The sequence below is a fragment of the Mycobacterium sp. ZZG genome (genome assembly GCF_054786995.1).
In genome coordinates this window covers 64370-82920 of record NZ_JBTBFV010000003.1, presented here as the reverse complement: position 1 = coordinate 82920, position 18551 = coordinate 64370, and the positions used below count along the sequence as shown (strand labels likewise).

Here is an 18551-nt window from a genome sequence, read left to right as displayed (position 1 = left end):
GGGGTGCTGTTAACAACCCCGACACTGCGCAGCGCGGTGCGCGAAACGTTCGGCTCGCACCATCGCTTCTCGTGGAGACCAGTCAGGCCGGTGCAGCGCCGACCGCAGTGCGATCGCCGCAGCTCCCCACCGGGTCAGCAAGCACGTTCATGTGCCTGATCCGGTTCGCGCTGGCCAATGTCGCACGCCGCCCGGAGCGCTTCGTGCTCTCGGTGCTCGGCATCGCGCTGGCCATCGCATGAGTGACGGTGGTGCGCACCGTCTCCGCCGGATTCGCCACCACCGGTGAAGCTTCGGTCGCCGAAGTGCTTGGCGGAGCACAACTCTGGGTGGTGCCCGCCGCGGGCGTGCACTTCGACCCCGCCGCGGAGGCGCTGGTCGCCGACGGACCGCCCCCGGCCATCGCCCTACCCGACGGCTGGACCGCGACGCGCACGGTATCCGGCGTCATCCAACTCGGCGGTCACACCGTAGCGCTGCGCGGCGCAGATGATGTCCCCACCGGTGACGCTCTGCTGGGAGGGGCTGCAGCAGAGCGTCTTTCGCTCTCCTACGGCGACCGTATCACCGTCGGCACCCGACAACTGGCAGTTTCGATCGACGGCACCGGGCAGTCGCTGACGGTCCCGACCTCGGTGGCGCGGTCCGTGATCGGTGACCACGGCTGGTGGACGGTGTGGGCGCCCGAGGGCCAGCAGCAACGCCGTGATCTCGCCCAGATCTTCGGCGCGGCGGTGGGTCTTCCGGCGACGCCGGATCCAGCGGTGGCACCGGATCCCGCCGGAGCGGGGCTGATCTACGACACCGTCGGCGGCTCCGGACCCCTGACGTTCGAACAGAAGTACTCCGCGCTGTTCTCGGGCAAGGTTACCGGATCGACGCTCGGACTGATCTCGACCGTCGGGCTGGGGCTGGGTTTCGTGATCGCGGTGTCGTCGTTCCTGGGCGCGGTGACCGAACGGCGACGCGAGTTCGGGATCATGTCGAGCATCGGCCTCGCCGACGAGGTGCTGTACTTCTTTCTCGTCGAGTCGGCACTCATCTTCCTCACCGCGTACGTCGTCGGCGTCGTGACCGCCGGTGCTGTTGTCGCGGTGGTGATTCCGGAGATCTCGTCGTTGGGGTCCTGGCTGCAGGGCGCGGCGTTGACCGCGATGTTCCTACCGGCCATGGCGATCGTCGGCGCGCTGGTCCCGGTCCACCGCCTGTTGCAACAACGGCCGGTCGCGCTGCTGGGGGACCGATGAGCACCCGCAGAGGTCTGGCATACGGCTGGCTGGCGACCCGCCGGCGGGCGCAGGAACTGGTGCTGCCCGCCGTCACGACGGCCACCGGCGCGTTCTTGGTCGTGCTGGTCTTCGCGATGTCCGACGGCATCCGCGCCCAATCGGCCTCGCTCGGACATGCCGACGAAATCGCTCGTGCCGTGGTGCTGATCGCCATCGCCGTCCTTCTCGTCGGTATCGCCGAGGTCGCCGTGGCGACCACCAGGACCGTTGCCCACCGCACCCGCGAACTCGGTGTGCTGGCCGCCAACGGTGTGCGGCGCGGGCCGGTGGTGGCCGCGCTGCTCGTCGAGCCGGTGACCGCCGCCGTACTCGGCGCGCTGGCCGGTGCCGCCCTGGCGGTCGCGGCCGGGATCGTGCTGGCGCTGCTGGGCGTCGTCGCGACCGGGGTCTCCTACCCGGGTCTGGCCGTCGGGGCCGCGGTCGCGGTCCTGGTCAGCGTCGTGGCCGCGCTGGCCACCAGCATCGTGCCCACCTGGAAGGCGGCGTCGCGGCCGCCGATCCGCTCCCTGGCCTCAGGAGGCTGACCGTGACCGCTCTCGAGGAGACCACCGGCGCCGCACCGGTGATCGAGATCGCCGACGTGTGGAAGCTGCACAAACTCGGCGACGAGGTCGTCAAGGCGCTCAAGGCCGCCGACCTGACGGTGACACCCGGTGAGTTCGTGTGCCTGATGGGACCCAGCGGCAGCGGAAAGTCCACGCTGCTCAACATCATCGGCGGTCTGGACCGGCCCACCAAGGGCACCGTGCGCATCGCCGGTCAAGACACCGCGACGCTGACCGAGAGCCAGTACGCGGCCCTGCGCCACGACACGATCGGGTTCATCTTCCAGAGCTACAACCTGATCCCGTTCCTGTCGGCCGTCGAGAACGTCGAGCTGCCACTGATGTTCGAGCCCTATGACCGCAAAGCGCTGCGTACCCGCGCCATCGAGCTTCTGGAGCTGGTCGGGCTCGGACATCGCATCAACCATCAGCCCACCAAGATGTCGGGCGGGGAACAGCAGCGCACCGCGATCGCCCGCTCGCTGATCAGCAACCCCAAGCTGGTGCTGGCCGACGAACCCACCGCCAATCTCGATCACCGCACCGGCGAGACGGTGGTGCGGATGCTGCGCGACCTGTGCTCGACCCTCGGCGTGACCGTGGTCGCGAGTACCCACGACCCCACGGTGGCCGACGAAGCGAGCCGTGTCGTCCGGATGAAAGACGGACAGATCGTCAACTGAACGAGAATCCCAGTGGGAGAGCACAATGACCCAAACCGAGCCCGCGGCGTCGGCTCAGCGCGACAAACTCATGACCACCGAATTGGTCCCCGAACAGATCCTGCCCAAGGTGATGACCACCTTCGGCCTCACGGCCGCCTACGTCTTCATCATCTGCTGGATCACCGGCTCCTCGGTGATGGCAGCCGGAGGGTGGACGGCGATTCCGATGTGGGTGCTGGGGATCCTCACCTTCCTGGTCCCCGCGGGGATGGCGGTCGTCGAACTCGGCAACCTGTGGCCGGGCCAGGGCGGGGTCTACATCTGGGCCACCCGGACCATGGGGGAGACGTGGGGATTCATCGGCGGTTATCTGTCCTGGGTGCCGGTGATCCTCAACGCCGCGTCCTCGCCGGCGGTGGTGCTGCAGTTCCTGCTGCTGGCCTTCCACGCCGAACTCGGCCTCACCACCAGCATCATCTGTCAGCTGGTCATCCTGTGGACGGTGATCGGTCTGGCGTTGGCGAAGCTGGCCGCCAACCAGAAGATCATGAATGTCGTCTTCGTGGTCTACGGGGTGCTGGCACTGACCATCTTCCTCAGTGGTCTGCTGTTTGCCGTCGACAACGGGTCGGCGACTCCGTTCAGTTGGGCCGAAGCCACCATCCCGAACTTCGCGGTCGCCGGATTCCTGTACGGAACGGTGCTGCTGTACCTGCTCGGCGTCGAGACGCCCTACAACATGGGCGCGGAGTTCCTGTCGGTGCGCAAGAGCGGTCCGAAGATGATCCTCTGGGGATCAACGGCTCTGGTCGCCATCTACCTGATGACCACGCTCGGGACCATGATGGCGCTGCCCGGCGACGAAATCGATCCCGTGACCGGCGTCATCGGCATGCTCGACGTCGCCGGCTTCCCCGGTCTGATGGAGGTCTGCGCGGTCGTGCTGGCGTTCATCATCATCGTGGCCCTGATGACCTACCAGGTCGCCTACTCGAGACTGATCTTCGTGTCCGGTCTGGAGCGCCACCTGCCCCGGCTCTTCACCCATCTGAACCCGCGCACGCGGAACCCGGTGACCGCCATCCTGATCCAGGGCGTGATTTCCTCGGTGATCCTGGTCGGTCTGTACTCGCAGAGCAGCATGGCCAACGTCACCATCTACCTGCAGGGCGGCCTGTCGACGGTGTGGCTGCTGTCCGGCTTCTTCTTCCTGATCCCGGTGGTGGTGGCACGCAAGAAGTACGCGGATCGGTATGCCAGCGAACAGTTCTGGCGGATTCCCGGTGGTATGGCCGGGGTGTGGACTGCGGTCGTCGTCGGGTCTGTCGGCACCGTCGGCGGCATCTACTACTCGTTCGTCACGCCGTGGATCGACGTGCCCGGCGCCACCTGGATGACCTGGGTCGGCGGCATCAGCCTGGGCATGTTCGTCCTCGGCCTGACGGTGTACATCTTCGGCCGGCGGTCGGCGCACAAGGTCAGTCAGGAGGACGCGCTGGCACACCTTGCGGTCTTCGATCTCACCACCACAGAAGAAACCACAGGGAACAAGGAAACCGCGAAATGACGATGGAGGACACCCGCACTCGCGGCGAGCACGATGCGGCGCTCGGGGCCTACCCGCTCGATCCGTTGACCGGAGCTGAGATCGAGGCCGCCGCGGCGGTGGTGACGGCCTCCGAATATGCAACGACCACGCTGAAATTCGTGATGATCCAGCTTGCCGAGCCGGACAAGAACCCGGCGCTGACCTTCGAGGGGCAGGCCGTCGCCCGGCGGGCGTTCCTGACCATGTACGACGCCGCGGCGAAGCTGATCTACGAGGCCGTCGTCGACCTCACCGCGCGCGTGATCGACTCCTGGACCCCCATCCCGGGACGATTTCCGTCGTATCTCGTCGAGCACATGACGGGGGTGGAGGAGAAGGTCCGGGAGGACCCCCGCTGGCAGGACGCGATGCGAAAGCGCGGGGTCACCGATTTCGGCCTGGCGATGATCGACCCGTGGCCGGCGGGCTACTACGGTGCGCAGGACCACTACGAGCGCTCCGCGCTGATCTGCCGGCCGCTGACCTTCGTGCGTGCCGCCCCCTCCGAACACGGGTATGCCCGTCCGGTCGAGGGGTTGATCGTCACGTTCGACCTCGACGCCATGACCGTCCTCGACGTCGAAGACCACGGCGTGGTGCCGCTGCCCCCGACCGCGGGCAACTACACCGAGCAGTTCATGTTCGACCCGAACAACCGGCCGGCGTTCACCCAGTTCCGCGACGACGTGAAAGCCATCGAGATCACCCAGCCTGACGGCCCCAGCTTCACCGTCGACGGCTGGAAAGTGCAGTGGCAGAAGTGGTCTCTGCGGATCGGGTTCAACCCTCGCGAGGGCATCACACTGCACGAGGTCACCTACACCGACCGCGGCGAGACCCGCCCGATCATGTACCGGGCATCGTTGTCGGAGATGGTGGTGCCCTACGGCGACAGCGCGCCCACCCACTGGAACAAGAACGTCTTCGACATGGGCGAGGTCGGGATGGGGTTCTCGGCGAACCCACTGACGCTCGGCTGCGACTGCCTCGGCGAGATCCACTATTTCGACGGCACGGTCAACGATTCCAACGGCAACGCCGTCACCATCCCCAACGCGATCTGCATGCACGAAGAGGACTTCGGAATCTCCTGGAAGCACACCGACTTCCGCACCGGCGAGGTGGAGGTCCGGCGCTCCCGCCGGTTGGTGATCTCGATGATCTGCACCGTGGGCAACTACGAGTACGGGTTCTTCTGGTACTTCTACAACGACGCGTCAATCGAGGTCGAGGTCAAGCTCTCCGGTGTGCTGACCACCGGGGCGGTCGAGGTCGGTCCGGGGGAGCAGCCGCGCTGGGGCAAGATGGTCGCGCCCGGAATCTACGGCCCGAATCACCAGCACTTCTTCAACTTCCGCCTCGACATGTGCATCGACGGTCCGGGAAACAGTGTCTACGAAGTCGATTCGGTGCCGGAACCGGATCCGGCGCTCAACCCGCACCGCAACGCGTGGATCACCAAGGACACCGTGGTGGCCTCCGAGGCCTGCGGCGCGCGTGACTGGAACTGGTCCACCGGCCGGTACTGGAAGATCACCAACCCGTCGAAAACCAACGAACTCGGCATCCCGGTGGCCTACAAGCTGGTGCCCAAGGACATCGTGCCGGTGATGGTGCAGGAGGGGTCCTACATCTACGACCGCGCCCGGTTCCTGCAACACAATCTCTGGGTGACCAAGTACGACCCGGCCGAGCGGTTCGCGGCGGGCGACTACATGTACCAGTCGGCGGACGTCCAGGGTCTGCCTGAGTTCATCGCCGACGACGCGCCGCTGGAGAACACCGACGTCGTGCTCTGGTACACCCTCGGCGCCCACCACGTCGTGCGGCCCGAGGACTGGCCGGTGATGCCGTGCGCGTACACCGGGTTCCATCTGAAGCCGATCGGCTTCTTCGACGGGAACCCGGCGCTGGATCTGCCGCCGTCACCACCCAAGGCCTGCCACAGCGGTCACGCCGCCCTGCCCGTGGCGGACCGGGCCCTGGAGTCCTGAGCCGAACGCACTCACCTACCTCCCGACCACCGCCGGCGCGGCGCCGGCGGCCGGGGTCAGCGCCGGGAAAAGCCGTGGCGTCACCCCCTCTACCTGGGCTGGCGAGACCGCGGCGACACGTGTGGCGGCGGCGAGCGTGCGCCGAGTCGGAGGATTTCTCGGCGTGGCGGCCGCAGACTCGCACGGTCGCGGGAAAAAGTGGCGCGCGAGTTTGGCAGGATTGGGGCAATCGTGTCGCGTTCGCAGTCCGGAAGGAGCCCGATGGCAGACCCAACGGCCAAGCCGATCGCCGACCCGTCCTCCCCGATCAGACCCGCGTACGGCAGGGTCCTGCTGAAACTCGGCGGCGAGATGTTCGGCGGCGGGCAGGTCGGGCTCGATCCCGACGTGGTCGCACTGGTGGCCCGCCAGATCGCCGAAGTCGTCCGCAGCGGGGCGCAGGTCGCGGTCGTCATCGGCGGCGGCAACTTCTTCCGCGGTGCCCAACTGCAGCAGCGGGGCATGGAGCGCACCCGCTCGGACTACATGGGCATGCTCGGCACCGTGATGAACAGCCTTGCGCTGCAGGATTTCCTGCAGAAGGAGGGCATCGACACCCGCGTGCAGACGGCCATCACCATGGGACAGGTGGCCGAGCCCTACATTCCGCTGCGCGCGGTACGGCACCTGGAGAAGGGCCGCGTCGTGATCTTCGGCGCCGGCATGGGGCTGCCGTACTTCTCCACCGACACCACCGCCGCCCAGCGTGCGCTGGAGATCGGGGCCGACGTGGTGCTGATGGCCAAGGCGGTCGACGGGGTGTTCACCGCCGACCCCTGCGTGGACCAGAACGCAGAACTGCTCCCCGCGATCAGTCACCGCGAGGTCATCGACCGCGGGCTCAAAGTCGCCGACGCGACGGCGTTCAGTTTGTGCATGGACAACGGTATGCCGATCCTGGTGTTCAATCTGCTCGTCGACGGCAATATCGCGCGCGCCGTCGCGGGTGAGAAGATCGGGACACTGGTCACCACCTAGCCGTGGGCACCGGGGCAGCGACAGCGACGGGAGACAAGCAGTGATCGACGAAACCCTCTTCGATGCCGAGGAGAAGATGGAGAAGGCCGTCTCGGTGGCACGCGACGACCTCGCGTCGATTCGCACCGGCCGCGCCAACCCGGGGATGTTCAACCGCATCCACGTCGACTACTACGGCGCCGCCACCCCGATCACCCAGCTGTCCAGCATCAACGTGCCCGAGGCCCGGCTCGTCGTCATCAAGCCCTACGAGTCCAACCAGCTGCGCAACATCGAGGACGCGATCCGCAACTCCGACCTGGGGGTGAACCCGACCAACGACGGCAACGTCATCCGGGTGTCGATCCCGCAGCTCACCGAGGAACGGCGCCGCGACCTGGTCAAGCAGGCCAAGGCCAAAGGCGAGGACGCCAAGGTGTCGGTGCGCAACATCCGCCGCAAGGCGATGGAGGAGCTGTCGCGCATCAAGAAGGACGGCGACGCGGGTGAGGACGAGGTGACCCGCGCGGAGAAGGACCTCGACAAGACCACCCACCAGTACACCAACCAGATCGACGAATTGGTCAAGCACAAGGAAGGCGAGTTGCTGGAGGTCTGACCATGACCGACCAGCACTCGACCCCCGTGGGACCCCAGCCGGTCGACGAGCCGCCGACGAAGTCGTCACGTGCCGGGCGCAATCTGCCCGCCGCCATCGCCGTGGGCGCCGCCCTCGGCGGCGGACTCATCGCGATCCTGCTCTTCGCGCCCTACCTGTGGCTCGCCCTGGTGGCGTCCGCGGTCGCGATCGCCACCTATGAGGTCAGCAGCCGCCTCCGGGAGGCCGGATACCGCATCCCGATGGTGCCGCTGTTGGTCGGCGGTCAGGCCACGCTATGGCTGACCTGGCCGTTCGGTCCGGCGGGAGCCTTGGGCGGCTTCGCCGCCACCGTCGTGGTGTGCATGATCTGGCGGCTGGTCGGGCAAGGCCTCAAACACGCACCGGAGAACTACTCGCGTGACATCGGCGCCGCGGTGTTCCTCGCGACCTGGGTGCCGCTGTTCGCCAGCTTCGGCGCGCTGCTCATCTACCCCGAGGACGGCGCCAACCGCGTGTTCTGCCTGATGCTCGGCGTGGTGTTCTCCGACATCGGCGGCTACATCGCCGGAGTGCTGTTCGGCAAGCACACCATGGCCCCGGCGATCAGTCCCAAGAAGTCCTGGGAGGGACTGGCCGCTTCGCTGCTGTTCGGCGTGACCGCGTCGGTGCTTGCCGTGGTCTTCCTGCTCGACAAGCCGTGGTGGGCCGGCGTCGCGCTCGGCCTGATGCTGGTGATCACGGGCACCCTCGGGGATCTGGTCGAGTCCCAGTTCAAACGCGACCTCGGCATCAAGGACATGAGCAATCTGCTGCCCGGCCACGGCGGCATGATGGACCGCATCGACGCCATGTTGCCGTCGGCGGTCGCCACCTGGATCGTGCTGACGCTGCTGGCCTGACCGCCGCTGTTGGCTTGAGCGCCCGTCAGCAGGGGATACTGGACGGCAGTCATGCCGAATCCACTTCCTCTGGTCTTCGACGCTCCGCGCCGCGCGCTGCCGCCGAAGCATTTCGCCGACCTCACCGACGCCGAGAGGTCAGCCGCGGTCGCCGAGCTCGGGTTACCCGCCTTCCGGGGAAAACAGCTGGCCAACCAATACTTCAGCCGGCTGATCGCCGACCCGCGCGAGATGACCGACCTGCCTGCTGCGGTACGCGACCAGGTCGGCGCCACGCTGTTCCCGACGCTGCTGCACGCCGATCGCGAGATCGAGTGCGACTCCGGTGAGACCCGCAAGGTGCTGTGGCGCGCGGGCGACAACACCACGTTCGAGTCGGTGCTGATGCGCTATCCCGACCGCAACACCGTGTGCATCTCGTCACAGGCCGGCTGCGGGATGGCGTGCCCGTTCTGCGCGACGGGGCAGGGCGGACTGAAGCGCAACCTGTCGACGGCGGAGATCCTCGAACAGGTCCGCTTCGCCGGCGCCGAACTGCGCAACCGCGATGGGGGAAGGCTGTCCAACATCGTCTTCATGGGCATGGGCGAACCGCTGGCCAACTACAACCGCGTCCTGGCCGCCGTGAAGCGAATCACCGCGCCCGCGCCGCACGGCTTCGGCATCTCGGCCCGGTCGGTGACGGTGTCGACGGTCGGCCTGGCCCCGGCGATCCGCAAGCTGGCCGACGAGCGGCTCAACGTGACGCTGGCGGTGTCGCTGCACACCCCCGACGACGAGCTGCGCGACACCCTGGTGCCGGTGAACAACCGGTGGAAGGTCGACGAAGTCCTCGACGCGGCCCGCTACTACGCCGACGTGACCGGGCGCCGGGTGTCGATCGAATACGCGTTGATCCGCGACGTGAACGACCAGCCGTGGCGGGCGGATCTGCTGGGCAAGAAGCTGCACGGCAAGCTCGGCCCCCTGGTGCACGTGAACCTGATCCCGTTGAACCCGACCCCGGGCAGTGAGTGGGACGCCAGCCCCAAGCCGGTCGAGCGCGAGTTCGTCCGGCGGGTGCGCGAGCGTGGGGTCTCCTGCACCGTGCGTGATACCCGCGGCCGCGAAATCGCCGCCGCCTGCGGCCAACTCGCTGCTCAGAGCTGACGCGTCACGGCGTGGCGCCGGGCCGGTTGACGAACCACACGTTGTCCTCCCGCAGGTGGCGGCTGCGCCAGCCGTCCGGCGTGCGGACGAGGTCGTGGAAGTAGTACCCGCCGCACGAACTCTGTTCCGCCATGCCCGGCAGCTGCATCGGGTTGTAGAACATCGCGCGCACGGTGGCGGTGTCGCCATCGGGCCCCGAATCGAACTCGGCCTCGATGTTGGTGATGTAGTGCATCGTCCACGGAATCGCCGCGAACGCCTTGCTGAACAGGCCGGTGATCTCGTCCCGGGAGCCCGGCGGGATGCCTGCCGACGAGTAGTCGATCACCGCGTCCTCGGTGAACACCGAGCGGTACAGCTCCCAGTCCTTGGTGTCGACGCCGCGGGCGTAGCGGCTCAACAGATCACGGATCTCCAGTTCGTCGCTCACCCGGGAAGCGTCGGTCATCACACCACCTCCAGTCGCAGGGCGCGGATCCGCCAGCCCTGCGGAGTCCGTGTCATCTCGTCGTGCCACCGCCCGGCGAAGAAACTGATGCCCGACTTCCCGGGCAGCTCAACGGCGTTGAACCACATGGCCACCACGCGGGCGGTGTCGCCGTCGATCTCGGCTTCGATGTTGGTGACGTAGTGCATGCCGACCGTGATCGACCCCTGGTGCCTGGTGAGATATCCGACCGCATCGTCGGAGGTGCCTGCGAACAGGCCGGCCGCCGAATAGTCCACGCGGGCGCCGTCGGCGAACATCGACCGGTACAGCGCCCAGTCCTTGGAGTCGACGGCACGGCAGTAGCGCGTCAGCAGGTTCTCGATCTCCAGACGATCGGCCAGCTGCCGCAGACTCACTGGTCCGGCATGCCGATCGTCTTGGCCTCCAGATACTCCTTGTAACCCTCTTCACCGTTGCGGTACCCCAGGCCGGACTGCTTGGTGCCGCCGAACGGGCTGCCGATGCCGAAGTGGCTCTTGCCGTTGATGGTCACATTGCCGGTGCGCATCCGGCAGGCGACGGCGAACGCGCGGTCAACGTCGGCGCTGCTGACCTCGCCGGACAGACCGTAGATCGTGTTGTTGGCGATCGCGATGGCTTCGTCGTCGGTGCCGTAGGGGGTGACGGTCAGTACCGGCCCGAAGATCTCCTCTTGCGCCACCACCGAATTCGGATCCACGTCGGCGAGCAGGGTGGGCTGTGTGTAGTACCCCACCGGCAGGTTCTCCGGGATGCCACCGCCGGTGACCAGCCGCGCACCGGAGTCGATACCCGAGGAGATCAGGCCGAGGACCTTCTGCCGCTGCGTCTCGCTGATCTGGGGTCCCTGCATGTTGCCCGGCGTCCACGGATCCCCGACCGGGAAGTTCTCCATCATCGTCCGAAGCGTATCGATGCCCTCGTCATACCGGCTGCGCGGCAACAGGATCCGGGACGGCAGGATGCAGGACTGGCCTGACATCACGCACGCCATCATCGCCGCCATCGGCAGCGCGGCGTTGAAGTCGGCGTCGTCGAGCACGATGTGGGCCGATTTGCCGCCGAGTTCGAGCAGCGTCTTCTTGACCGTCGGCGCGCCCGCGGCCAGGATCGCCCGCCCGGTCGCGGTGGACCCGGTGAACGTGATCATGTCCACGCGGGGATCGGCGGACAGCGCGGCACCCACCTCGTTGGCGTTGGAGACCACTACGTTGAACACCCCGGCCGGAATGTCGGTCTCCTCGGCCACGATTCGGCCGTACTCGGTGCCCGACCACGGGGTCAGCTGGGCGGGCTTGAGCACCACGGTGTTGCCGGCCATCAACGCCGGCACCGTCTCGGCGATGTTGAGATAGAACGGCACATTCCAGGGGGTGATCGCGCCCACGACGCCGACCGCCTCGTAGTGGATCTTGCGTCGTGCCGGCCCGAGCGGCGTGTCATGGACGCCGTTGTCGATTAGATAGTCGAAGTTGCGGCCGTGTTCTGCCCAGTGCCTGACCTCTTCGATCGGGCTCTCGATCTGGCTGCCGGTCACCGAGACGGGACAGCCCACCTCGGTGATCAAGATGCGACGCAGCCGCTCCTTGTTGCGCTCCAGCGCATCGTGCAACTGGCTGAGGCAGTGATAGCGGAAGTCGAGATCGCGCGACCAGTCGGTCTCGTCGAAGGCCCGCCGCGCCGCGCCGACGGCACGCTGGATGTCCTCGACCGTGCCGTCGGTGGCGTGTCCGGCGACCTGCTCACTGGCCGGATGGATGACCTCGAAGGTGGCTCCGCTTCCGGTGGCTTGCAGTTCCCCGTCGATGAGCATGCGCTCGTCGCCGGCGAGCACTCCGGTTTCGGTCTCCGCTGTCGTCATGGGGACAGCTTTACAAGTTTTCCGCCGAGTGTCACGCGTTTCGGTTAGCTTGTCTTGATTCCCACCGCATGGCGCAACTGAGCCAGGAACTGATCGTCGTCGTCGGCGCGCACGATGTAATGCGAGACCGCAACTCGGATCGCGGTGGCGGCCTTGACCGCACCGTTGGCGCCTGGCAGCAGCTTCTCCAACTGCGCGCGCATCACCGGAATGATGTGGGACAACCGGGAGATGACGACCTCGGGTTCGATGTCGACGAGCCGCACTCCCGAATAGGACTGCTGATATTCGACGATGAACCGCATCGCCGCATCGACCCGGTCGTTACCCCGCAGGCCGGCCGTGGCCTTGGCGATGCCGGTCTCGAACATCTGCCGTTCATGAACGCCGAACGCCTCGAGAAGCGCCTGCTTGTCGGCGAACCAGCGGTACAGCGTCGGTCGCGACACCCCGGCCTGCAACGCGACCTCGGACAGGCTCAGCTTGGTCTGACCGGAACGGCCCAGCACCTCTGCGGTGGCCGCGAGAATCCTGGTCCTCGTCGAGGTGTCCTCGGCGGCGTCGGCTGCGGATTGATTCACGTAGGGGCCTCACTTACGGGTTCGGTGTCGATCGTAAAGCGTGGCCTGTCGGTCACAAACTCTTGTCGAGCAACGCGACGGTGTCGAGGTCCTCCAGCGCCTCAAGGCTGCGCTCCACTCCCTTGACCGCGATCTGCTCGTCCTGCATTCCGCCCATCCCGGCGGTGATCAGTGCCGCGACATACGGGTACATCGCGCCCTGCCGGTAGCGGTCCCAGAGTTCGTCGCGGTCGAGCTCCGGACCGCCGGACGCCGCCAGCGCCCCCCGGTACACGTCGAGCAGATCGCGTTGACACTGTCGCCGGTCCTCGCCGGTCATGCTGGTGACCAGCGTGTACGCCAGCTCCCGGCTGGGGTGTCCACGCCTGACCGCCTGCCAGTCCAGCAGGCCGGGGTGGCCTGCGCGGAAGTACAGGTTGCCGGGGTGGGCGTCGCCGTGCATCACGGTGTGTGGCGGCCGGTCGATCAGCGAGGCCGCGGCGCGGTAGTTCTCGCAGATGAAGTGGCCGCGGTACACCGGTAGATCGGTGCGCTCGGCCAGCCGCCGTGCCGAGGTCCGCAGCAGCGGCGCGGTGAGCAGTGACGCGCTGTCGCCGGACGCGGTGTAGAGCCAGCCCAGCGGACCGGTCCCGCTGCGCTCCGGCAATCGGCCCCAGAACGTCGCGTGCAGCCGGGCGAGCAGTTCGACCACCAGAGCGGCCCGCTCCGGATCGATCGGGTGCAGGGTGTCGGGGAACTCGCACGGCGCCTTCGAGGGGTCGGCCAGATCCTCCAGCACCAGAACGAAGCGTCCGGTGACCGGGTCGAACCGCGAGCCGTAGCTGCCCGGTACGCCGGTCAGCTCCGGGGCGAGCTGGCGGTAGAAGCGCGTCTCGGTCGCGGCGAGGTTGCCCAGCTCACCCATGATTCGGATGGCGACGGTCTCCGCCGCCATCTTGACGAACACCGACCCCGGCACGTCGTCGCCGGTCAGCGCCAGCCGGGCACGGGAGGAGGTGCCGGCGTCGCCGTCGAGCACCGTCACCGATGTGACGGTGCGTCCCATGAGCGACGACATCGCCGTCGCGTCGAGGTCGGCGAGGGTGCGGGGTAGTGCGCGCCGGTGGCCGATCAGCGCGTCGGTCCCGATCCGGCGGATACCGCGGCCAAGATGGGAGGCCAACCCCGCGGCGGGAGCGATCCGATTGGCGATGACGGACACCAGTTGACTCCTAGGCTTGGACCGGTAGCTCACAAAGGCTTACAAATCCACGTGTTTTTGTAAAGTGTCGCGAGGTGGTCGGTATGACGGGTCCGTTGGCGGGTGTTCGAGTCGTCGAACTCGGCGTGTGGGTGGCGGGTCCGGCCGCCGGCGGAATCCTTGCCGACTGGGGGGCCGACGTCGTCAAGATCGAACCTCCCGAGGGCGATCCGGCGCGCACGTTCGGCCGGATGCTCGGTATCGATCCGCAGGATCGCCACCACGTCAGCCCGCCGTTCGAGATGGACAACCGCGGAAAGCGTAGCGTCGTGCTGGACCTGACGACGGTTCACGGCAACACCGCAGCGCGCGATCTGCTGGCCGGCGCCGACGTGTTCCTGACCAACATCCGCACCGGGGCGTTGCGCCGCATCGGGCTGGACTTCGACGAGGTCGCGACGGCCAACCCGCGGCTCGTCTACGGCTTGATCACCGGATACGGCAGCCAGGGCCCTGACGCGGACCGGCCGGCCTACGACGTGGCCGCGTTCTGGGCCAGGGCCGGCCTGGCCCATCTGCTCACGCGCCCGGGGGAGACCCCGCCGTTTCAGCGCGGCGGCATGGGCGATCACATGGCGGGTATGACGCTCGCCGGGGCGGTCTGTGCTGCGTTGGTGGCGCGTAACCGCACCGGGACAGGGCAACTCGTGACGACCTCGCTGTACCGCCAGGGCGCCTACACGGTCAGCTTCGACCTCAACACGTTCCTGATCACCGGCCATCCGATCGCCATCGGACAACGCGAGTCGATGGCAAACCCGTGCATGAACAACTACACCGCCGGCGACGGACGACGGTTCTGGCTGGTGGGCCTGCAGGGTGATCGGCATTGGCCCGCGCTGTGCGCGGCGGTGCAGCGACCCGGGTGGTTGACCGACGAACGGTTCGCCACGGGCCGCGCCCGGGCCGCCCACGCAACCGAGTTGATCGCCGAGCTCGACGAGATCTTCGCCAGCAGGACCCTCGCCGGTTGGGCGGAAGTCTTTGCCGGACAGCCGGATCTGTTCTGGTCGCCGATCAACTCGCTGGAGCAGGTCGTCGCCGACGAACAGTTCCATGCCGCGGGCGGGATCGTGTACGTCCCCGACGCTGGCGGCGGTTCGGTGCCGATGGTTGCCACCCCGGCCGACTTTCACGGCACTCCCGCCCAAATACGTAGTGTTGCACCCGGTCTGGGTGAGCACACCGACGAGGTGCTGGCCGAGGTCGCTGCGCGTGCGCTCAGCTCGGAATAGGCGATCCTTGTACCGCGCGGACGTATCTACGGTCCTGGGTTCCTGACCCGCGCGGCGTGGCGCAGCTGGTCGAGGAACTGCTCGGCATCGTCGCTGCGGACCAGGTACTGCGAGATCGCGACCCGCACGGCGGTGGCGGCGGCGAGCGCGGCGTCCGGTCCGGTGCACAGTCGCTGCAGCCGCTCGCGCATCAGCGGCAGCACGCGGGCCAGTCGCCGGATCACCTGGTCGGGTTCGACGTCGACCATGCGCAAACCTGGGTAGGACAGTTGATATTCCACGATGACCCGCAGAGCCGCGTCGAGGCGCTCGGATTCGGGTAGGCCGGCTGTGGCGCGCGCGATCGCCTGTTCGTAGTACTGCCGCTCCCACACCACGAACACGTCGAGCAGTTCCCGTTTGTCGGCGAAATATCGGTACAACGTCGGCCGCGAGACCCCGGCCTGGGCCGCCACCTCCGACAGCGAGAGCTTTGTCATACCGTTGCGGCCCAACACTTCTGCCGTAGCACTCAGAATGCGTTGACGCGCGGAGATGTCCGGGTCGTCGGCATCGTGAGTTGGCCGAGCATCCGGCGTCCGTTGCGGCATGAGGATAGCTTTACAAATTTACGGCTAAGTGTCACGCTATTTCGGTGACTGCACCCCGCCTGGGAGATCAGCCCGCCAAGACGGAGCTGCGGAATCTGCGCTGAGGATCGGAGCGTTCATGAGGGTCGGAGTCGATCTCACCAAGTGCACCGGGCACGGCATCTGCGAATCGCTCGCCGAGGACGTGTTCGAGGTGCAGGACGACGGCACCGTCGTCATCCGTGGCGCCGAGCGTCCTGAGTCGGACCGGGAGCGGATGCAGCAGGCCGTGACGCAGTGCCCCGCGGCCGCCCTGTACTTCGCCGCGGAATAGAGTTCCTGGTCGTGGCCGAGGGCCCGGCGGCAGCCAGGAACGCTATTCCGCGGGAGAGGGTTTGGGCGGGCGGGGGCGGAGGAGGACCGACTGCTGGATCGCTCCGACGGGTCCGGACTCGTCGAACAAGGTGCCCAGTGTGGCACCGATTCCATCCGGGCCGTAGCTGGTTTCGGCGCGGATCCCGATCCACTCGCCGGCGGGCACCCGATGGATGTGGACGGCCAGATCGGTGTTCAGGAACGTCCACGTGCGGATGTCGAGTCTGGTGCCGATCCCGTTGGCGTCGTCGGCCACGGCGAACAACCGCTCGAGCGGCGTCATCGCTTCGCCGCTGACCAGGTCGACCTCGGGTTTGATCCACGACTCGCCGGGACCCGCGGCCATCGGCGTGGTCAGCCACCGCCAGTCCAGGCTGTGGACGTAGTTGCGGTCCCAGTCCTTCTTCATGTCCCGGCCGCGGGCCTCCGAGAGCGGGCGCAGCGGTTCGGCGGGGGCGTGCGCCACCGCGGCGGTGTCCAGTGTCTGCAACCGCCAGCCGCTGGCCCTGGCCACCGGCCGCAGCCGGCCGCCGGGCCCCGGGGCCAGCATCTCGGCGCTGATCAGTTCGATCTGCGTACCGGGACGCTCCCGTCGCGCGCGGACCCAGAATTCACCGTCGGCGGGCACCGGGCCGAGCAGGTCGACCAGCACGCGGCTGAGTCTGGTGTCGGCCCGTGGCTCGCAGCGTTGCAGGGCGCGCACCAGCAGTGCCGACACCGGTGCGGCGTGCTGGATGGCCGCCGACCACGTACTGCGCACCAAGTCAGTGGCGGTGAACTTCTCTCCGCGGTCCTCGGCGGTGTCGACGAGTTCGTAATAGGAATCGGACATCGCTGCCTTTCTCGGGGCCGATCGGGGCGGGTCAGGCCGGCGCGGCGGCCGGGATGTCGACGGTCACGGCGTCCAGACGGGACAGCTTGGTGCCGCGCAGGCGCTCAGGGTAGGCGTCCGGAGCGGTCAGCAGGAATAGGGTGCGGTCCTCGGGGCCACCCAGGGTGCACGCAATGGCGGCGCGGCCGTCGGCATCGATCCGGTCGGTGACCGTGCCGCCGTCCTCGATGCGGTCAAACCGGTGCGCCAGCGTCATCGCCACCCACACCCCGCCCGCGGCGTCAACGCAGATGCCGTCCGGGGGGCCGTCCAGGCTATCGGCGAAAACCCTTGGAGCGAATAGAGATCCGCCGTCGTCGATGCTGAACGCCGTCAGGCGCCGCCCGGTCGATTCGGCGACGATCAGGGTCTGTCCGTCGGCGGTGATGGCAATCCCGTTGGGGAAGTCCAGCCCGTCGGCCACCACGTCGGCGCGCTGTTCGGCGGGATCGACGCGCACGATCACGCCGCCCTCGCGGGCCTGGGAACCGACGTAGGCGCAACCGTGCCGGTCGATCACCAGGTCCCCGAGCGCGGCGGGGACCATCGCGGACAGGTCGGCGACGGTGGTCACGGACTCGCCGTCGTAGCCGAGCACGTGCCGGTGTTCGGTCGAGACGATCAACAGCGATCCATCCGGCCGAAAGCCGAGCCCGGACGGGGCGTGGCCGGGCAGACTGAGCGTGCTCATCTCACCGGCCAGCGTCACGGTGTGCACCGCTTCGCCGAGCATGTCGGAGAACCACAGCAGGCCTTCGAACCAGCGCGGCCCCTCGCCGAAGCAGAAGCCGTTGGCCAGCGGAGTGAACGTCATGTCATGACTTTACAAAACACCGGATAAGTGTCACGCTCGCTGGGTGCAGCTGTCAACCGGGAGCATGTCGTGAACATGAAGAAATACCACAGCCACACGTTGCTCTACCTGCACGAGACGATCGACCTCGGGTCGGCGGGCAGCCAGCGGTTCGTCGCCGAGTTCGACGGCCTGTACCACCCGATGATGACCGAGCTCGGCGCCCGGCTGTTCGCCCTCTGGGAGACAACGCCGTACAACGGACACTGGCCGCAGGTCACCGTCGTCTGGGAAATCGACGCGTTCGCCGACTACGCGCGCATCGGCCGAGCCCAGGCCCGCAGCGGCAGCCACGAGGCCGCAGCAGGCAAGTGGGCGGCATTCCTGCGCGAGACCGGGGCGCGCGGCGAGGGCCGAATCATGTACGCCGGGCGCAGCAACAAGACCCTGGCACAGCTGCAACAGTCGGACTTCAAGGCCGGACTGGTGATTCAGGAGATCATGCAGACCAAGCCCGGCCGCCAGGACGACTACATCCGCGAGCTCGAACGTCTCTACGTGCCGTGGTCGGAATCGACCGGCAAGCGCTGGCTGGGCTCGTTCATCACCACCTTCCGGTTCAACGAGGTGATCCACTACTGGGCGCTGGAAGGGGACTGGGACTGCTTCGAGAACCACTACCCGTCGTGGAAGGACAGTCCGCCGGCCGAGATCGTGACCTGGATGAGCGTTGCTCCCGCGTTGCGTGACGGCTGGGAGGATTCCATCCTGGCCGCGCTGCCCCCGTCCCCGCTGCAGTGAGGGCGAATGTGACTGTGGCACAAGACTTCA

General features: G+C 67.4%; 19 protein-coding genes and 1 pseudogene. 12 read left to right on the top strand and 8 right to left on the bottom strand.

Annotated features, from left to right (window positions below; genetic code table 11):
- The first annotated feature begins 71 nt into the window (after nucleotides 1–71).
- The 9 genes and pseudogenes from ACXMYJ_RS03080 to rlmN all read left to right on the top strand — a co-directional run bounded on the left by ACXMYJ_RS03080 (nucleotide 72) and on the right by rlmN (nucleotide 9726).
- Nucleotides 72–1247, top strand: a pseudogene (locus ACXMYJ_RS03080) (FtsX-like permease family protein).
- Nucleotides 1244–1813, top strand: coding sequence for an FtsX-like permease family protein (locus ACXMYJ_RS03075; protein WP_260751491.1), 570 nt, complete (start codon nucleotides 1244–1246; stop codon nucleotides 1811–1813). Before ACXMYJ_RS03080 ends, ACXMYJ_RS03075 begins: the two are co-directional and overlap by 4 nt.
- 2 nt (nucleotides 1814–1815) lie before the next feature.
- Nucleotides 1816–2517, top strand: a complete 702-nt coding sequence (locus tag ACXMYJ_RS03070) for an ABC transporter ATP-binding protein (protein WP_260751492.1) — start codon at nucleotides 1816–1818, stop codon at nucleotides 2515–2517.
- A gap of 25 nt (nucleotides 2518–2542) precedes the next feature.
- Nucleotides 2543–4066: an APC family permease gene (locus tag ACXMYJ_RS03065; RefSeq protein WP_460353891.1), complete on the top strand. Its 1524-nt coding sequence runs from the start codon at nucleotides 2543–2545 to the stop codon at nucleotides 4064–4066.
- Nucleotides 4063–6081, top strand: a complete 2019-nt coding sequence (locus tag ACXMYJ_RS03060) for a primary-amine oxidase (protein WP_460353888.1) — start codon at nucleotides 4063–4065, stop codon at nucleotides 6079–6081. Before ACXMYJ_RS03065 ends, ACXMYJ_RS03060 begins: the two co-directional genes overlap by 4 nt.
- A gap of 261 nt (nucleotides 6082–6342) precedes the next feature.
- Nucleotides 6343–7098, top strand: coding sequence for a UMP kinase (pyrH, locus tag ACXMYJ_RS03055; RefSeq protein WP_443186742.1), 756 nt, complete (start codon nucleotides 6343–6345; stop codon nucleotides 7096–7098).
- Between the two features lie 40 nt (nucleotides 7099–7138).
- Nucleotides 7139–7696 (top strand): ribosome recycling factor, encoded by a 558-nt coding sequence (gene frr, locus ACXMYJ_RS03050; protein WP_443186743.1) that lies wholly within the window; start codon nucleotides 7139–7141, stop codon nucleotides 7694–7696.
- A gap of 2 nt (nucleotides 7697–7698) precedes the next feature.
- The gene (locus tag ACXMYJ_RS03045; protein WP_460353885.1) at nucleotides 7699–8577 is read left to right on the top strand and encodes a phosphatidate cytidylyltransferase; all 879 of its coding nucleotides are present in this window, start codon (nucleotides 7699–7701) and stop codon (nucleotides 8575–8577) included.
- A gap of 51 nt (nucleotides 8578–8628) precedes the next feature.
- Entirely contained in the window at nucleotides 8629–9726 is a 1098-nt protein-coding gene (rlmN, locus tag ACXMYJ_RS03040; RefSeq protein WP_460353883.1) for a dual-specificity RNA methyltransferase RlmN, read from the top strand.
- Nucleotides 9727–9730: 4 nt separating this feature from the next.
- Here the strand turns inward: rlmN and ACXMYJ_RS03035 are convergent, their stop codons facing one another.
- Genes ACXMYJ_RS03035 through ACXMYJ_RS03015 form a run of 5 tightly spaced genes read right to left on the bottom strand, consistent with a single transcriptional unit; the run spans nucleotide 9731 to nucleotide 13841 of the window.
- Entirely contained in the window at nucleotides 9731–10174 is a 444-nt protein-coding gene (locus ACXMYJ_RS03035) for a nuclear transport factor 2 family protein (protein WP_260751498.1), read from the bottom strand.
- Nucleotides 10174–10572, bottom strand: coding sequence for a nuclear transport factor 2 family protein (locus ACXMYJ_RS03030; protein WP_460353881.1), 399 nt, complete (start codon nucleotides 10570–10572; stop codon nucleotides 10174–10176). The genes ACXMYJ_RS03035 and ACXMYJ_RS03030 overlap by 1 nt, the downstream gene beginning before the upstream one ends.
- Nucleotides 10569–12056, bottom strand: a complete 1488-nt coding sequence (locus ACXMYJ_RS03025) for an aldehyde dehydrogenase family protein (protein ID WP_260751500.1) — start codon at nucleotides 12054–12056, stop codon at nucleotides 10569–10571. The genes ACXMYJ_RS03030 and ACXMYJ_RS03025 overlap by 4 nt, the downstream gene beginning before the upstream one ends.
- 44 nt (nucleotides 12057–12100) lie before the next feature.
- On the bottom strand, nucleotides 12101–12637 hold the full coding sequence (locus tag ACXMYJ_RS03020) for a TetR/AcrR family transcriptional regulator (RefSeq protein WP_260751501.1): 537 nt from the start codon (nucleotides 12635–12637) through the stop codon (nucleotides 12101–12103).
- 52 nt (nucleotides 12638–12689) lie between these two features.
- Nucleotides 12690–13841, bottom strand: coding sequence for a phosphotransferase (locus ACXMYJ_RS03015; RefSeq protein WP_396885464.1), 1152 nt, complete (start codon nucleotides 13839–13841; stop codon nucleotides 12690–12692).
- A gap of 80 nt (nucleotides 13842–13921) precedes the next feature.
- Here ACXMYJ_RS03015 and ACXMYJ_RS03010 point away from each other — a divergent pair, with 80 nt between their 5' ends.
- A complete protein-coding gene (locus ACXMYJ_RS03010) occupies nucleotides 13922–15112 on the top strand; it encodes a CaiB/BaiF CoA transferase family protein (RefSeq protein WP_260751503.1) in 1191 nt (396 codons plus the stop codon).
- Between the two features lie 26 nt (nucleotides 15113–15138).
- Here the strand turns inward: ACXMYJ_RS03010 and ACXMYJ_RS03005 are convergent, their stop codons facing one another.
- Nucleotides 15139–15702: a TetR/AcrR family transcriptional regulator gene (locus tag ACXMYJ_RS03005; RefSeq protein WP_260751504.1), complete on the bottom strand. Its 564-nt coding sequence runs from the start codon at nucleotides 15700–15702 to the stop codon at nucleotides 15139–15141.
- Between the two features lie 118 nt (nucleotides 15703–15820).
- Here ACXMYJ_RS03005 and ACXMYJ_RS03000 point away from each other — a divergent pair, with 118 nt between their 5' ends.
- On the top strand, nucleotides 15821–16015 hold the full coding sequence (locus ACXMYJ_RS03000; RefSeq protein ID WP_260751505.1) for a ferredoxin: 195 nt from the start codon (nucleotides 15821–15823) through the stop codon (nucleotides 16013–16015).
- A gap of 42 nt (nucleotides 16016–16057) precedes the next feature.
- On the opposite strand, the gene ACXMYJ_RS02995 is transcribed toward ACXMYJ_RS03000, so the two are convergent.
- Together ACXMYJ_RS02995 and ACXMYJ_RS02990 are read right to left on the bottom strand one after the other, a co-directional pair.
- The gene (locus tag ACXMYJ_RS02995) at nucleotides 16058–16888 is read right to left on the bottom strand and encodes a thioesterase family protein (protein WP_260751506.1); all 831 of its coding nucleotides are present in this window, start codon (nucleotides 16886–16888) and stop codon (nucleotides 16058–16060) included.
- A gap of 31 nt (nucleotides 16889–16919) precedes the next feature.
- Entirely contained in the window at nucleotides 16920–17741 is an 822-nt protein-coding gene (locus tag ACXMYJ_RS02990) for an SMP-30/gluconolactonase/LRE family protein (RefSeq protein WP_460353876.1), read from the bottom strand.
- Nucleotides 17742–17816: 75 nt separating this feature from the next.
- Here ACXMYJ_RS02990 and ACXMYJ_RS02985 point away from each other — a divergent pair, with 75 nt between their 5' ends.
- Nucleotides 17817–18521 carry an NIPSNAP family protein gene (locus ACXMYJ_RS02985; protein WP_260758040.1) on the top strand — a complete coding sequence of 235 codons (705 nt, stop codon included), beginning with the start codon at nucleotides 17817–17819 and terminating at the stop codon, nucleotides 18519–18521.
- The last annotated feature ends 30 nt before the right edge of the window (nucleotides 18522–18551 follow it).